This window comes from Cyanobacterium aponinum PCC 10605, from assembly GCF_000317675.1.
In the GTDB taxonomy this organism is placed as follows: Bacteria; Cyanobacteriota; Cyanobacteriia; order Cyanobacteriales; family Cyanobacteriaceae; genus PCC-10605.
The window spans coordinates 1,305,180-1,322,759 of record NC_019776.1 but is presented as its reverse complement, the minus strand read 5'-3'; the positions used below and the strand labels follow the sequence as shown (position 1 = coordinate 1,322,759).

At 31.2% G+C, this 17,580-nt stretch carries 13 protein-coding genes; 9 read left to right on the top strand and 4 right to left on the bottom strand.

Annotated features, from left to right (window positions below):
* Positions 1–26: 26 nt before the first annotated feature.
* Together CYAN10605_RS05465 and CYAN10605_RS05460 are read right to left on the bottom strand one after the other, a co-directional pair.
* Complete coding sequence (locus CYAN10605_RS05465) at positions 27–2,303, bottom strand: GumC family protein (RefSeq protein ID WP_015218940.1); 2,277 nt, start codon at positions 2,301–2,303, stop codon at positions 27–29.
* A 396-nt stretch (positions 2,304–2,699) separates the two neighbouring features.
* Positions 2,700–4,619 carry a polysaccharide biosynthesis protein gene (locus CYAN10605_RS05460; RefSeq protein WP_051018102.1) on the bottom strand — a complete coding sequence of 640 codons (1,920 nt, stop codon included), beginning with the start codon at positions 4,617–4,619 and terminating at the stop codon, positions 2,700–2,702.
* Between the two features lie 573 nt (positions 4,620–5,192).
* Between CYAN10605_RS05460 and CYAN10605_RS05455 the strand changes: the two genes are divergently transcribed.
* The 9 genes from CYAN10605_RS05455 (at position 5,193) to CYAN10605_RS05415 (ending at position 15,368) form a co-directional block, all read left to right on the top strand.
* A complete protein-coding gene (locus CYAN10605_RS05455; protein ID WP_015218938.1) occupies positions 5,193–6,983 on the top strand; it encodes an ABC transporter ATP-binding protein in 1,791 nt (596 codons plus the stop codon).
* Between the two features lie 67 nt (positions 6,984–7,050).
* Positions 7,051–7,824 (top strand): sulfotransferase family 2 domain-containing protein, encoded by a 774-nt coding sequence (locus CYAN10605_RS05450; protein WP_015218937.1) that lies wholly within the window; start codon positions 7,051–7,053, stop codon positions 7,822–7,824.
* 27 nt (positions 7,825–7,851) lie between these two features.
* Positions 7,852–8,562, top strand: a complete 711-nt coding sequence (locus CYAN10605_RS05445; protein ID WP_015218936.1) for a sulfotransferase family protein — start codon at positions 7,852–7,854, stop codon at positions 8,560–8,562.
* Between the two features lie 70 nt (positions 8,563–8,632).
* Entirely contained in the window at positions 8,633–9,388 is a 756-nt protein-coding gene (locus CYAN10605_RS05440) for a class I SAM-dependent methyltransferase (protein ID WP_015218935.1), read from the top strand.
* Positions 9,389–9,455: 67 nt separating this feature from the next.
* On the top strand, positions 9,456–10,601 hold the full coding sequence (locus CYAN10605_RS05435; protein WP_015218934.1) for a glycosyltransferase family 4 protein: 1,146 nt from the start codon (positions 9,456–9,458) through the stop codon (positions 10,599–10,601).
* 35 nt (positions 10,602–10,636) lie between these two features.
* Positions 10,637–11,422, top strand: coding sequence for a sulfotransferase domain-containing protein (locus tag CYAN10605_RS05430; RefSeq protein ID WP_015218933.1), 786 nt, complete (start codon positions 10,637–10,639; stop codon positions 11,420–11,422).
* Positions 11,423–11,443: 21 nt separating this feature from the next.
* Entirely contained in the window at positions 11,444–12,907 is a 1,464-nt protein-coding gene (locus CYAN10605_RS05425) for an O-antigen polymerase (RefSeq protein WP_015218932.1), read from the top strand.
* Positions 12,908–12,935: 28 nt separating this feature from the next.
* Positions 12,936–14,099: a glycosyltransferase family 4 protein gene (locus CYAN10605_RS05420; protein WP_190275012.1), complete on the top strand. Its 1,164-nt coding sequence runs from the start codon at positions 12,936–12,938 to the stop codon at positions 14,097–14,099.
* Between the two features lie 519 nt (positions 14,100–14,618).
* A complete protein-coding gene (locus CYAN10605_RS05415) occupies positions 14,619–15,368 on the top strand; it encodes a glycosyltransferase family 2 protein (protein ID WP_015218930.1) in 750 nt (249 codons plus the stop codon).
* Positions 15,369–16,168: 800 nt separating this feature from the next.
* Here CYAN10605_RS05415 and CYAN10605_RS05405 read toward each other — a convergent pair.
* A complete protein-coding gene (locus CYAN10605_RS05405; protein ID WP_015218929.1) occupies positions 16,169–16,861 on the bottom strand; it encodes a transposase family protein in 693 nt (230 codons plus the stop codon).
* A gap of 5 nt (positions 16,862–16,866) precedes the next feature.
* The gene (locus tag CYAN10605_RS18790; protein WP_015218928.1) at positions 16,867–17,541 is read right to left on the bottom strand and encodes a hypothetical protein; all 675 of its coding nucleotides are present in this window, start codon (positions 17,539–17,541) and stop codon (positions 16,867–16,869) included.
* Between the last annotated feature and the right edge of the window lie 39 nt (positions 17,542–17,580).

Here is a 17,580-nt window from a genome sequence, read left to right as displayed (position 1 = left end):
TTTCTATCCTTAATTTTTAAATACCCCTAACGCTCATCATTGTAATAGTTCTTGTAATTGTAATAACCATAATAAGCACCCCCCATATAATTTTTAACACCATTAGCCACCATTCCCAAAACTGTCAACTTAGAAACCTGTAAATCATTAATTACCTGTTGTACATTAGGACGACGAGTTTTACCCATTCTGACTACAAAAACTAAACCATCTGTAAGAGGAGTCAATATTTTACCATCAGAAAAACCCATCAAAGGAGGAGTATCATAAATTACAAAATCGAAATCCTGCTTAAATTTCTGCATCAAAGTTTGCCACTTACGAGAAGCGATTAGGCGAGTAGGATTAGGCGGTTTTGAACCCGCAGTAATAACAGAAAGACCATCATCAAAAGACTGAATAACATCTTCAGGAAGTATATCTTCAGCGATTAAATTACTCAAGCCAATTTTATTTTTGATCCCCAAATAAGTATGAATTTTTGGTTTCCGCATATCCGCATCCACAATTAAAACTTTTTGCCCTAAAAGTGCCGCCGCCTTTGCTAAAAATAAAGATGTAGTTGATTTTCCTTCACTAGCCTCTGCCGCACCCACCACAATCGAACGAATAGAAGTATCTGAACTTAATAGATTTATATTAGTGTATAAAGAGCAATAGCTATCCAAACTAAAAGTAATCGACTCATCATCAAAGATACTTTTACGACTCAAACTAGGAATGCTATCAGATCGTTTTTTCTTCTTGTCAGTAATTTCTGTTAAAAACTTGTTGTGGGGTATCACTCCCAATAAAGGTAAATTAACACTACTTTTAACATCTTCTACTGTATGGAAAGAGGAATCTAACTTGTCAACTAATAAGCCCAACATGGCCCCGGAAAACAAACTAGCAATACTAATTAATGCTATTTTTCTCAATGTGCCAGATACATCTTCAATAATAGTTTCATTTATGGGGGTAATTAATTTCCAAGGAGAAGACTGCCTTGCAACCTCTATTTGTAAATTTTCGTTCAGCGCTAAAAGTCGATTTAAACTCTCGTTTGCCGTAGTTAATTCTCTTTGAAGTTGAAAATACTCTTTGTTAGTAGTAGATAAATTTTTGATTTGAGAATTAAGTCTTTCCCAAGCCTCATCTAAACCTCTTTGTTTGGCTTCCAAAACTTGAATTTGATTATTGACATCAAAAAACTGCTGAGTAGTTTCTACATTATTAGAAACAGAAGTTAAAAAATCGAGAGAAAGATTAGAGTTTCCAGAGCCTAGAATTTTGCGAGTTTCCCGATTCAACAAAGCAACTAATTCATCTTTTTTTGCCACTAACGCTTTCACACTGGGATGTTCAAAACCAAAACGCAAACCTTCTAAAGCGATTTGGGTTTCAGTTTCCTTAATTTGCTCGATTAGCTTTGTGTAGTAAGGTTCTGTATTAAGACGAGATACGATAACCCCTTGTTGCGGTGTTAAATTTAATTTTTGTTCTAACTCTTGAGCTAATTTTTTCATCCCATCAAGTTCTATTTGAACCTTTTCACTTTCTTCTGCCAGAAACGTTGCTTGAGTTGTTAAGGCTTCGTTGCGAGAATTTGGATCGATTAAGTTATTATTTTGTTGGAAATTTTCTAACTGTGACTCTAAAGCGGCAACTTCCAAACGAACCCTAGTAATTTGTTCTTCACTAAAATCAATAGCTTGAGAAAGATTACTTACGTATTCTTTTGCTTGGTAATCTAAATAACCATCAACTATTTGATTAAGGATAAAAAGTATTTTCTCTTCAGACTTATCTTTATAACTAACCTCAATAATTTTAGTATCTCCTGCCTGTGTGACATTCAATTTTTCCCTTAAGTTTTCTTGAGTTTCATCTTCGGGGGGTTGATAAATTATCTCTGGATAACGGGTTCTGATTTGTTCTACGATAGAATTCATTACAGAAGGACTTTTTAAGACATCAATTTGACTTTGATAGTCTAACTCATTGCCTTTTAATGCTCCAGGTCCTGCTATATCACTTAAGAAACTTAAATCAGCATTATCCTTATTTAAGGGTTCAACCAAAAGTTTTACTGAGCCCTGATAAACTGGCGGTTTTGACAATACCCATGCCGACAGACTTATCGCTAAAGCGGCAGTTGTACCCATGATAATTAGTCCTCTTCTCCTGATTAGTCTCAGTAGCTCACTTATATCTATTTCATCGTCGTCATCAATATCATTCGAGTTCAAATAAACTAATTTATTGGGAGGTTGATTTTGTGGAACTAAGTTTTCAGGGTTATTAGGGTTGTTCAGAAACATAATTAGAATTATATGTAATAAGATTTATTTTGATTAGATTAGTTACTTATATTTGTGTCATAAAGTTACTGTATATAACGATGCTTTGACTATTGGTGAAAATACCTACCACTTTATACTTAAATTGTCTTATGGAAGGATGGACTTACTTTGTTTCTGAATTAAAACAGTATTTGCCATAGCCCACTAATGTGCGATCGCACATTATTATTCAAAGTGATCACCTCTCAAAGTAGTCTTTTCTTCCTGATAAATAATTATATAAAATTGGTCTGAGGATCAAATAAAAAATTATTCTTAATTTGCATCTTAAAAAGAGCTTTCATGACTTTTTTTTGATTGAAATGTGTGATTTAACCACAAAAATGGTTTCTTATACATACTAAATAATAAGTTTTAATTTAACAACTTTAATTTTTCCTTTTCCCTTTGCGGTTGATATTCAGGAACGAGAATTTTAAGTAATCTGACAACTTCCTCGCAGTTCCCTTCTTGCGCAAAACTTAAAAGATTATCCAAATGAGGCTTAAGAGTTTCCCATTCCATCATCGGTTCGGAACCAGAAAATATTTGAGGATGTTGAGTAGGACTACTCTTGTCTGTATCTATTAGCAATTCCTCATACAACTTTTCCCCTGGTCTTAAACCCACGATTTGAATAGGAATATCTTTTTCTGGAATCATGCCACTTAATTTGATCATTTTCACCGCTAAATCATAGATTTTAACAGGCTTACCCATATCTAATAAGTAAATCTCCCCTCCTTTTGCCATGGCACCAGCTTGAATGACTAAACTGACGGCTTCAGGAATGGAAATAAAATAACGAGTAATATCTCGATGGGTAAGGGTAATTGGTTTTCCTTCGCTAATCTGTTTACGAAAACGGGGCACAACAGAACCGCTACTTCCTAATACATTACCAAAACGTACCATAGTCATAATAGTTTTAGTGCTTTCTCTGGCGGCAAAAGCCTGTATAATTAACTCGGCGACTCTTTTGCTCGCCCCCATAATGTTTGTAGGTCTAACGGCTTTGTCAGTAGAAATTAAAACATAATTTTTTACTCTACAATGAACAGCACTTTGAGCAGTTACAAAAGTACCAAAGACATTGTTGTATATACCTACACAAGGGTTGATTTCTACCAAGGGAACGTGCTTATAAGCGGCCGCATGATAAATGGTGTCCACTTGATGTTTGAGGAGAATAGTTTTAAAATAAAGCTCATCGGTAATAGTTCCCAAATATGTATAAATAGGCACATCAAAATCTGTAGCTTTTAATTCCAGATCGATAGTATATAAAGCAAATTCACTCAACTCAAATAAAATCAGCGCTTGGGGTTGTAACTGAATAATTTGCCGACACAATTCAGATCCGATCGAGCCTCCTGCACCAGTTACTAAAACTACTTTATTTGTGATATTAAGCCCCAGTAAATTTTGTTTAGGATTAATTTCTTCCCTGCCTAATAAGGATTTGACATCAATATTTCCCAATTGGGGTGGCGAACCACCTTGAGAAATCAAATCTTTCATATTGGGAATCGTTTTAAACTTAACAGGTAAGGATTGTAACCCTTCAATAATTTCCCGTTTTCTTAATGTTGTTAAGTTAGGAATGGCGAAAATAATACTATCAATGGGTTGTTGTCTGATAAGATTAAACAAATATCTCGGACGATAAATAGGCACTCCAGAGATGATCCTTCCCTCTAATTCAGGATTATCATCGACAAAAGCAATTAGTTCATATTCAGCTTGGTATTCAAGGCTTTTAGATAGCTGATAACCAGCAGAACCCGCCCCATAAATAACGAGTTTTTCTTTTCTTTCTTGGTTAATTTCATAGTAGCTATTTAAAGACTTAATTAGGGAATAAACGGTAAAGCGTAGTAAAAGTAAGCCAATAATTGTGGTGAGTCCATCCACAACTATTACTGATTCAGCAATATACTCTGAAGCAAAGAGAAAAATTAATAAGATGCCAAATAAACTACTCAAGATAACTGATTTCGTGATAGTTGATACCAATCCTAAGTCAGTGTATCTAACTACGGAACGATATAAACCTGACAATCCTAAAAATAATAATTTGATAGCAATATAAATCAGCAGTAGCGGCAAAAAACGGCTAGATAAAAAAATACCCTGAGAAATACCATAAAAGTTGCTCAGGGCGAATAGCAAAGACAAAATACATACAATCGTATCTAAACAAAAAAGTATTAGTCTTCGGTGCGATCGGGATATATCATTATATTTTGGACTATAACGAAGAATAGCATTTGTAAACATTTTTATTGAAGTCATGGATATAAATTTGCAGGACTGAGAAACTAAATAATCACTTTTTAGCATTGGTGATTAGGTATTGAAACTAAATATAACTAAAAATATATATGATTTTGATTTGACTAACTGATACCTTGTCCAATTTTTTAACTATTTCAATTATTTTAATGTTTAGTGATGCACCGCAAGATAATTATTTTGTAGGTAATGGTTCCATAAAAAATAACTTAAGTATAGCTTATTCCCTCAATTTTCTACCCAAAACGGGAAATCTAAATACTAGAATCGATATTAATTTGTGAGAAAGCAAAAGACAATGCTTTAGTAAATTAAGCTAAACAATATCGATATTTTATTTATGTATCCGAAATCAAAACAATTTTTGTAGGAATAGTTTATAATCTCCGATATAAAGATAAATTTCAAAATAAAACCGAAATATGCACAAAAAAAAATAATAAGTCTCTGTTTATGAAGATTAGTTAAAGATTAACAACAAATATTATCTTAATCAAAAATACCTATATATTTTTAGATCATAATTTCATGATACAAAGCAAAAAACCATTAATAAAAAGGAATGATTCTTTGATGTCTCAATTAAAGGAGTTATGGACTTATCTTCCTCCCCGTCGTCAAAGGCAAATGTTTTTGTTGCTTATTTTAATGCTATTATCCTCTCTTGGCGAAATGGTAAGTGTAGGTTCTATATTTCCTTTTCTCAGTGCATTCAGTAATCCAGAAAATATCCTTAACAATCCAAAACTAAAACTAATTTTTGATGTTTTTTCCATTGAAACACCCATTGAATTAATTACCTTATTAGCCACAGGATTTATTTTGACGGTAATAATAGCGAATGGAATAAGATTAATCACCGTTCATTTTAGAATTCGTTTTGCGTCAGCAGTAGGTGCGGATATTAGCAATCAAATTTACCATAAAACTTTACAACAATCTTATATTTTCCACGTTTCACAAAATTCCAGTCATTTAATTCAAACAGTAACTGTCGATACAGATAATCTTACTCAAAACGTATTAATTCCTCTTGCTACGTTAATTAATAATGCTTTCATTATACCTGCTCTCATAACCACTTTTATTTTTATTGACGGCACTATTGCTTTTGGAACTGCTATTCTTTTGGGGGGAGCTTATATAATCATTTATAGAACTCGTCGCAAATTATTAACACGAAATAGTAAAATCATAACTGAGGCGGGACAGAAAAAGATAAAAGTGGTTCAAGAAGGAATTGGGGGAGTTAGAGATATTTTATTGAGTCATAATCAAGAATTTTTTGAAAAAGTCTATCAAAAATCTGAGTATTCCTTGAAAAAAGCTAAAGCAACTAATAATGTTATTGCTCAGTCTCCTAAATTTTTCATTGAAGCCTTGGCGCTATCTGCCATTGCTTTATTAGCATTAAGTCTAGGGAAAAATGGCGACTTTAGTAGAGTTATTCCCATTTTAGGTAGTCTTGCTTTAGGGGCGAAAAAATTATTACCTACTTTACAGGAAACATTTAATTCTTTGGCAAAAATTCAAGGTTCAAAAGCATCTATCACAAGGGTTTTAATAGGTTTAAGAAGACAAGTTAATAATCAGCTGAAAATTTCTGCTATTCAATCACTGACTCCCCTTCCCCTTAAAAAGGAGTTGAAATTGGAAGAAATTTGGTTTCGTTATTCCGAAGAAACTGATTGGGTTTTACAAAACTTAAATTTAACTATTCAAGCAAAAACTACTGTTGCATTTGTAGGTAGTACTGGCAGTGGAAAAAGCACCACTGCAGATTTAATTTTAGGGCTTTTACAACCTCAAAAAGGAAGTATTCTGGTGGATGATTTACCCTTAGAAGGAGAAAGGTTATATCGGTGGCAAAAAAATATTGCCCATGTACCTCAATCAATTTTCCTGTGTGATGGTACAATTGCAGAAAATATAGCTTTTGGAGTTCCCCATGAGAAAATTGACTTAGAACAAGTCAAAAAAGCCGCTAGACTAGCTCAAATCGCTGAGTTTATTGAATATTTACCCGCTCAATATGATACCTATGTGGGGGAAAGAGGAATCCGTCTCAGTGGAGGGCAACGTCAAAGAATTGGTATTGCTAGGGCTTTATATGGAGACGCTTCTGTGATAGTATTTGACGAGGCAACCAGTGCTTTAGATAATGCCACAGAAAAGGAGGTTATGAAAGCGATCGAATCTTTAAGTCATAATTTCACCATCATTATGATTGCCCATAGACTGAGTACCGTAGAAAAATGCGATCGCATTTTTGAATTAAGTCAAGGACAAGTAATCACAGAAGGTACATACCAAGAATTGCTTGATAAATCAACTAAATTTAGACATATGACAACAGCAATCTAAGTTCACCATTTTTAATCTAAATTCACTGTTTTAATAGTCCATGTGTTAAAGTTTTATCTAAATCAATATGATTATCAGTCATAAACATAAATTTATCTTTATTCATTGTCGAAAGGTTGCTGGTAGTTCAATCTCTGCATTTTTATCCAACAAGTTGGGTCGCTTTGATCTCCAAATAGGAGCATGGGGTGATTCCTTCGACTTGGGGGTTCTACCCAATCTGAGATGTTTTCTAGACCTACTCTATCCATTATCTACCGTGAAAATGATTGAACGTATAATGGTTGAGCCTAGTACCCTGTTTCAGAAAAAAAAATTAATACTAGCTATTAATGCGGCTCAGAAAGAAAAATACAAAAAATCATTGGGAAATAATCCGCCTCACCCAACAGCTTCTTGTATTAAGCATTACAACCCGGAAGCATGGAAGAAATATTATAAGTTTTGTTTTGTTAGAAATCCTTATGAAAGAGTTGTCTCTGATTATCTATGGCGTACTAAAACAAAAAATGTTCACAATGTAAGTTTCCTTGAATATTTGCGTATCCTCGATGACGATTCCAATCATCATAAGGTAAAACCAGTCAATTATGATAATTGGTCTATGTACACAATTAACAACACTGTAGTTGTTGATTTCATAGGTCGTTATGAGAATCTAACTGATGATATGGCGAAGGTTTGCTCTGTTTTGAACATTCCTTTTTCTCCTAATATGTTTCCTCAAGCAAAAAAAAATAATCACAGGTATGATTATCGTAAATGGTATAAAAGTGAGGAATGTGCCTTGGTAGAAAAAATTTTTGCTGAAGAAATCAACTATTTTAATTATAAATTCTAAGTTATTTTTTGTGAGAATGTATTGCTTATGAATTCTAATACTTATAAGATTTTCGGGATTGGACTTCCTCGCAGTGGAACTTCAAGTTTAAATCAGGCTTTATCTATTTTGGGTTATAAATCCCTACATCATCCTACCTACTATATAATGGACAAACTGAATGGATCTTTTTCTTTTGAAGGTGATTGGGATGCCCTAACCAATTTTGGGGAGCATTTTTATCCCCAACTCGACGAACTATATCCGAATAGTAAATTTATACTGACTACAAGAGACAAGGAAAAGTGGCTCAATTCTTGTCGTTGGAAATATCAAGAGCCTTCAAATAATTTAGGCAATGCTATTCGTATTAGTATCTTTGGATGCGACCGTTTCCATGAAAGTACTTATTCATATATTTATGATCAACATACTAGAAATGTCATTGAATATTTTAAAAATAGACCAAATGATTTGTTAGTGGTTGATTGGGGCTTAGGTCATGGCTGGAAAGAATTATGTTATTTTTTAAACAAACCAGTACCAGAAACTCCTTTTCCCAATAAAAATTCTAAGCAGGAGATCATTTTATTAGATAGACCGATAAACTACAAAGTTAAAAGAAACACGGGTTTAAATAATATTCCTAACTATTTTTATTCCGAAATTTTAAGCCAAGCATTTTTGGGAAATAAATTGGCAAAAATTATGGTTGAATTTGTCAAGAAAAATAAATTTAACAAAACAAAAAAAAGATAGTATCATTTCAATAACATTGCCTAAAAAATAATTGTGGTGTCAATGTTGGCTTTGAGAGGAATCAAATAAAATGCAAAAACGAAGAATCGATAGTTCAATTTTTTTAGCGATATTTAATGACCTTAATATAGAAATTTCCAGTCAATCAAGAATTCTCGATTTTGGATGTGGGAATGGTAATACTGTTAAAGAATTATTAGACTTGGGATACAATGCTAAAGGTTGTGATTTCAAATTCAAGGATGGTGAACACGTTGCTTTTTTAAGCAAACAAGGGTATATTAAACTAATTTCAGATAATCCTTATAAATTACCCTATCCTGATAACACGTTTGACATACTAATTAGCAATCAAGTAATGGAACACGTCAAAAACTACGGTGAAACTTTAGCTGAAATTTATCGAGTTCTTAAGCCCAATGGTGTTTGCTGCCATATTTTTCCCTCAAAGTACAAAATAATAGAATCCCATGTTTATGTCCCATTTTCTTCTATTATTCGTAACCAATATTATCTTTTACTCTGGGCTTTTTTAGGGATTCGTAAGTCAACTCAAAAAGGGAAAAAACCACAAGAAATAGCGAGGGAAAATCAAGCTTATTTATTGTCTAATACTAACTATTTAAGTATTTCACAAGTTATTAAAGAATTTAATTCTTTATTCAAAAATATCTACTTTGTAGAAAAATACTATCTTAAAAACAGTCCTAGCCAAAGAGGTAGAATTCTCTATAAATGGGGAGAAAAAATTCCCCTGATTTTTCTATTATATCGTTTTTTTATGTCTTATATCATAATTGCTAGTGACGAAAAAATTTTGTCGTAATATAAAGTATTTTTTACTATCTTGGCTTAAAAAGGCTACATATAACAACAAAATAAACAATAAACTTATGGGTGTTAAATTTAAAAACAACAAATTGAGAGTTCTTCATGTTATTGCTGCATTAGAAAGAGGGGGAGCAGAACGTCAGTTACAGATAATTGTTAATAATGCTGATCGCTCCGTATATAAAATGGGAATATTATTTATTAGCTATGGTTCTGAAATTCCAAATATAAGAGATGATATTGATCTTTTACAAATAAAAGATTATTATAAGATAAATTTATTTAGGCATTGGGATTCAATACGCCAATCAATAGTTTCTTGGCAGCCAGATATTTTGCATTTGTGGCTACCGGAAATTATGACAATTCCTTCAGCTATAGTAGGCAAATTATATAGTATTCCCATATTAAGTGCACAAAGGAGAAGCATCAATAATAGTGGTAGTATGTATCAATGGATTAGAGATCGTAGTCGTTACATACAACATGTTTTAGCAGATCGATTGGTCACAAACTTTGATACAATTAATGAACCTTTGTTTTATCGTATTCTTTTCCACCGAAAAAAAGGTATTACAATTCCCAATTCCATTGAATTAAAATTGACTTCCAGTAACCTTGTCTTTCCGGACTTGTTGGATGAGCAAAAAATTTTTAAATTATGGTTTACTGGGAGATTCGTCAAACAAAAATGTTTGCCCTTACTTATTGAAGCAATAGGAATATTAAAAAAAGAAAATTATCCAGTAGTATTGTTTGTTTGTGGTCATGGTTCTGAGCGAGAAACACTGATTCTGAAAAAGTTAGTAGAAAAACATAAATTAGAAGATTCAATTATTTTTTTGGGTTATAGAAAAGATTGGCATATTTTAGTTAAAAAAGCTGATCTTTTAGTTCTACCAAGTATTAGAGAAGGAATGCCAAATGTGATGTTAGAAGCCATGGCTTTGGGAATTCCCGTTTTAGTATCGGACATTTCAGAAATAAAAGCTTTAGTTGAGCATAAAAAAAATGCGTATCTTTTTCACGTTAACAGGTTAGACTCTTTAGTAAATTCTCTTAAAGAATTATACTCTTTAGGAGAGTTGCGTAAATACATAGCACAAAATGGACAAGAATTTGTTCAACAGCTTGTAAATCATAGGAACATGGTTAGTTCTTATGAAAATTTGTATCAAGAATTACTTATGTCCAAAAAAAAACCCTAGGAATATTACAAATAAAAACTAAATCAAATTAATTTATGAACTATTTTTCTCGTCAACAATTGTTTTCAAAAATTTATTCTCATGCTGTTGGTGTTTTAGGTTTTAAGAATCAAGATGTCATCTTAACCTCCTTTCCAAAGTCAGGAAATACATGGGTTAGATTTTTCTTTTGTAATCTAATTAGTTTGATTTATTGGGATGGTAAGATTGTGAACTTTAAGATTTTAGACGAAACGATGCCAGAATTTGGTGTCAATAATCTATTGAACCCATGGAAATACACGAAATTACCACGAATTATTAAAACCCATAAATCTTATCTTCCTTTTTTTTCGGATAAAAAAACCATTCTGATCATGAGAGATCCAAGAGATGTTATGGTTTCATATTATTATTTTGCTTCCAATAAAAAAACTACTAATTTCGATGGCTCATTTTCAGAATTTATTAGAAATAAAAAATTTGGTTTACAATCGTGGTTTCGTTATCATAAGTCATGGGAACATATAAATAAAGAGACTATTTTTTATGAAGAGTTAAAAAATAATGATAAGAATGAGTTTTTTAGAATGTTAAATTTTTTAGAAATATCTTTACCTGAGTCGATTATTTCTGAAGCAATTATTCTTTCTCGTTTTGAAAAAGTAAAACATAATGAAGAAAAAACAAAACACTATAAAGAAAAAGAGAATAAAGAAGGATTTGCTTTTACTAGAAAAGGTTCAGTGGGTGATTGGATAAATTATTTTTCGGAACAAGACTTATCTTATTATCATGGTCTAGCTGATCAATATTGTCTGCAAAATTTTCGTTATTCTTAATAACGTTTTTAACAGTGATTTATGAATAAAACGATTAAAAAAATTTGTTTTCTTATCTATTTGTCCGAACTTCTACTATTGATTACGTTTGTTCTACTTAATCAAAAATATGACGTGGCAAATTTTAGAGATTATTGTTTATTCAGTGTGATTTTTTGTCCTTTGCAAATTTTCTTTTTACTGATTGCAACTAGGATAAGTGTTTTATCATTCCCTAGTGTATATCTCTTCATTACTTATCTTTTTACCAATTCTGCCTTTATTCTTTATCTATTTTTAGGTTCTTTTGGCTTAAGTGCATTAAGGTTGGTTAACTATGAATATTTATCAATGAGTGTACCTTTAGTTGCGATGGCTTTTGTGTCATTTTCATTGGGGACTTTGACATCAAAAACATCAAAACAGATAATAAAAAAAAGTATGGTATCTAAGTTATTTCAAATTAATAATTATCAAAGGAAATTTCATGAGTATTATTTATCTATAATTTGTGTGTTCATTATCTTATTTTGTTTAGGATTTATCGGTTTCCTATATTTACAAGGAAAAGGATTAGCAGTTATGATTCAAGGCGGTTATCATGAATTTGCAAGAATTGAGAAAAATGATTTTAGTCAAAAATTTTTAGTTGCATCTTTAACTTGGTTAATTCCTTGGTCAACCCTTGCACTACTCGCCATAAGCTCTAGTAGTACAAAATCCATCAGAATGAGTTTTATTTGGATTTTTATTTCCTGTGCTTTATTATTGATTACAGGAGATAGAGGAGCGGCTTTACCAATTCTATTGATATACATACAATCTTATTCTATAAGTGTGTCTAAATTTAATTGGTTGAGATGGTCATTAATTCTGATTTTTATTTTTTTGTTAGTTCCTCTTGTTCAAGTATTAAGGGGAATTCCCGTTTCACAATGGAATTTTATCCTTTTACAAGATATTATTCTAAATTCGGATAAGTATTTTTCGACCTATTTACAAGCATTTTTTGAACCTTTTTCGTCAACTATTGAAACTTTAATGGGGACTCTCATGCAGATTAATTTTATGGAAGATTATAGATGGGGAATTGATTATCTACTTTCAATATTGTCCGCAATCCCATTCAATTCTGGGATGGCACCGTCAAATAGTCAGTGGGTAAAAGAATATATCGCACCAAACACCGTCGCTGGAATTGGTTTTTTGGCAATTGCAGAATCTTACCTAAATTTTTCTTGGATAGGTATAATAGTCGTATTCACTTTTTTAGGAAATTTAATGGGAAAATATTGGTCTCTTTTAAGAAACAAAATGTTAACGACGATAGACTTGTCAATGATTTTAATTGTTTTTTATTCTATGACTATTTGGGTTAGAAATGAGTTTTCTCTGGTTTCTCGTACCATTTTGTGGTCTTGGTTTTTGATTTATATTTCTCCCAAGATTTTATCATACTTTCTTGGGAAAAAATCCATAAAATATCCCTTGAATGATCGCGTCTAATTTTTTTTTATCTTTGTCTTTGAATATTATGAATGAAAATATATTGTTAATTGGTTATTCTTCTCAAAATATGGCTTCAGGTGTGTCTTTAAGTTTTGATTCTCTTATTGATGGGTTTAAGCTAATAGATTATCAACCTGAAGTCATATATATCGTTGATTCTCGGAAATCTGCTACATACGGTAGTTTTTCTCTCACTCGTGTCAAAGACTCCCTAAAAGCTATTTTTGAGGCGTTGCAAAAAATTCCCAATCAAGAAGTTATTTATATGACAATTTCCTCATCGAAATTGGGTTTTATTCGAGACATGATGATTATTTGGTTTGCTTGGTTTTTTAAAAAGCGAGTTATTCTACATCTTCACGGTGGAGGTTACAAGGATTTTTATCTTGGTCAATCATCTTTATTTCAAAAATTAATTCGTTCTACTTTGGCGAAAAGTACTCATATCGTTGTTTTAGGAGAGTTATTACGAGACCAATTTTATTTCGTTCCAGATATTGACGGAAAAATAAAATTTATACCCAACGGTTTAACAACAAACTTAAATACTAATTTAGCAAAGGTGAAATCCTTGCCATCGACGGATCAATGTCTTCGATTACTATATTTATCCAATTTAATTCCTTCTAAAGGCTATCTTATTTTGCTTGATGCTTGTATCAAATTAATTAAAAATCATGGTATTAGACTAATCTGTGATTTTTGCGGAGACTTTTCTTTAACAGTCGTTGACGATAAATCTTTGGATGTAAAAAAACAAAAAGAAGACTTTTTTTTCAAAATAAAACAAGCTGGTTTAGAAGATTATATTATCTACCATGGCAGGGTATCAGGGGAAAAAAAAGAGAAAATGTTAAGAGAAGCTAACTTTTTTGTTTTGCCAACATTTTATTCGTGGGAAGGACAACCCTTAAGTATAATTGAAGCCCTTGCTTTTGGAACGCCTATTATTAGTACTTATCACAAAGGAATTCCTGAACAGGTGAAGGATGAGTATAATGGTTATTTAATAAAAACTAATGATCCTCAGGAAATTATTGACGCTATTTTAAAGGGAATTAAATCACCAGATAATTACAGTACACTCAGTAAAAATGCTATTAAACACTTTCAAGATCACTTTACTAGAGAAGTTCATTTAAAACGCTTAATATCTTTAATTTGCGAAGATGATAATATTAAAATATAAGGTTTTGTTTATATTGATTCATCGAATTTATGCCCTCTCTTATCATTATTAGTCAATATTTTTATCCTAGTGAAGTCTCTAATTCTCAGTTATTAACTGACTTAGTGGAAAACTTATAGTAATTTCAAATAAGAAAGTTACATTTAATTTGTGCAATAATCACGGATATTTTATCTAAAGATGTTCCTGAAGGGGCATATAGTTTAACGTTGTGAGAGAAATCAATATTTATTTAATTATATTATTGTTACAATCTTAATTAAAACTACTATATTTACTAAAGATTTAGAAACTAAGGTTTATACGGGTACTCCTTCTAATTCTGAAAAATCAAAACCCCTCATTGAGAATTGTTCAATCGCACCTATTGAATTATTCAAATGAAAAAAATATGAGTTTGCTATCACATATGGTTTAGATAAAAAATTTATGGTATTTCACTCAGGAAATATTGGTCGTTTTCACTATTTTGAAACCATTGCTGAAAAACTAAAGTATTAAATAAAAAAGATATTCATAATGAAAGTTTCTATTATCACGGTTGTTTATAACAATAAATCAACAATTGAATGTGCCATAAACTCGGTTTTATCTCAAAACTATCCCAAAGTAGAATATATTATCATAGACGGGCAATCAACAGATGGTACTATTGAAAAAATAAAACCTTATCAAGATCGTATTGATCATTTTATTTCAGAACCTGATAAAGGAATTTATGATGCAATGAATAAAGGACTGAAATTAGCAACGGGTGACATCGTTGGTATTCTTAACTCAGATGATTTCTATGTCAATAATTCTATTATTTCTAGGATAGTTTCCTACTTTGAAAAGACTAGAGTAGATTTAGTTTTTGGTGATATTGTTTATGTTAACTCTCAAAATTTGGACAAAATCACAAGATATTATAGTTCTGCAAACTTTACCCCTAAAAAATTTGCTTGGGGTTGGATGCCAGCTCATCCTAGCTGTTTTCTCAAAAGAAATATATATGAAAAATATGGTTATTTTAAAACAGACTATCAAATTGCTGCTGATTACGAAATCTTAACTAGGTTTATTGCTAAATATAATATTCGTTATGCTTATATTCCTGAAGTTTTTGTAAAAATGAGAACAGGAGGAAAGAGTACTGCTAATTTAAAAAGTAATTTAATTCTAAACCAAGAAATTGTTAAAGCTTGTCGAGAAAATGGAATAAAAACCAATATATATAAGGTTTTTCTTAAATACTTTACCAAAGTTTTTCAATTAATTAAAAGATAAAAATCTTAGTCCTTATTTAGTTTTGCTAAAGTCGATTGCAGCTAAAAATTTAGAGGTAAAAAACTTAGAATAATCGGTTTTGAATAGTGCAAAAACAAAAGAAGATTTCCAACGATAATTTACCTTGGTCTTTTATTATAGCGCCGCTAGAAATTATCAACGACAAAAAGCAAAAAGGTTTAATTTGTAGCAACAAATTAAACAGGATTATGAAAAATTACTAACATAATTATTAAAAAATATCAACCAAAAAAAATTATTCAATGGGGTTCATTTTTGGAGTCAAAATACTTTTTCAAAGCCTTTGATATTGATTTAGCCGTGGAGGAAATTGAATCCATTAAATGTTTACAAATGTTAGGAGATTTGGAAGATTTAACAGATTTTTTTCTTGATTTAATTCGTTTCAAAAAATTATCCTGTCGAGGCGACAAAGAACTCAAAAAGCTTATTATATAAGCCTTATAGCTCTCATCCCTTGATGATAATACCGGCTTTTCTGAGGAAATAAAGAGGTCAATTCTTGCCATTGTTCCTCAAAAACTGAGACTCCCTGAAGAAAATTTAGCCCATTAAAACCAATGAAGAAATCACTATATCTTTTATAACTTCTTCCTTTTTCCTTCAGTCCAACTAAGTATTCACTTATTCCTTTTCTTTTTATTTCCTCACCGCTAAATGTTGACCAACTATATACTAATAGACATCTCCAAAAATTTATAAACGTTTTACCATAAATGTTTAGAGGTTTTTTTTGATAGGGCGATCGTTTCTTTAAAATCCTATTACTTCGTCAAAAATTAAGAAAAACTCAATTTAGACGAAAAAATATGGGTTAATAAAACATCTATTACTTCTCCTATTTCTTTTTTTTTCTGATATTTAATTATTAAAGTTTTCATTCTTAATCTTACCAGTCCACATACGCTTAAAAAAACTGATTCATATTCTTCTTTTTTTAATCTAAATCTTTCTCCCATAACCTTAAATACTTTTATTATTCTAATTAAATGTTCTACAAATATTCTTTCTGAAGATATTTCTTTGTTTTGCTCTTTTTCTTCCTGAGTTAATTCCCCATTTTTAGGTTTCTTTTTAGGAGTTCTTATTTGCGGTTCACCTACATAAGCTTTATCCCCACTAAATTTTTGTTTTTCATCAAATTTATTCGCATTTTCTCGCCAAATAGTTATGTCAGCTTTCCGACCTTGCTCTCCTGCTACTACATCCACAATATCTTCTCCTCTTGGTAAACAAATTATCTGGTTTTTAAAAGTATGCTTTTTTTGCTGTTCATAGTCTAAACTTCTTTCTATTTCTTGTTCTTCGCTATCTACAATTAATTCATAATGAGTCAATATTTGCTCCATTTCTTCCAGATTTTCTTCGGACTTTTTTACCTGTTCTAACAGAGAACATGGCAGTGCAGATTCCATACATTTTTGCCATTTATGAAAAATATTATGAGCGGTACTTTCACTAATTTTAAACATTAGTGCTAATAATTGAAAATTAAAATAATTTTGGTGAATCCTAGTTCATCTAATTGTTCTTTTAATTGTTTTGATACATCCCAAGAATCGAGAGTAATAGGATATTTACTAATATTGATATTTTCTTTGAGACATTCTTCTTTAATTTCCTTTAACATCGCAATTAAAATACTTGGTTTATGCGTATTTTTTCTTCCCTGTTTGGAGCAATATTTTAATCCAATGGGTATTGCTTTTCCATTGATTGTTAATATGATTCCTAATATATTTTGTCCATTTACCACTTTTTTCCAACGTCCACTATACCAAGTAAATGTACAGCGTAACCTCTTTCCTACTCTGTCAATAACACTATCATCTACAGCAAGTGTTATCTTTACCCTTGACTGTGTAGAATTACTCTTTTTTTCAATAATTTGTAACTGTTCTACTGCCACATTGACCATCAATAATTTTAAAACTTTTTGGAGCTTGTATAATGTCCATGAAGAAATTTCTGCATATATTTTTTGATGATTAACTCCTAAGAAATCTGCCAATTGTTTAGGATTAAAATAGCCATAAGCATGACTGATTGCTAAAATCATAATAGCTTCAAATGCTTCAATTTTATGAGAGCGAAATAATCTATTAAATCTGACAAAGAAAATCTGAATTATGCTAGATAGATGAAATTTCATGATTTAGGAAAAATATTTTGGGCATTTTCATTTAAGCAT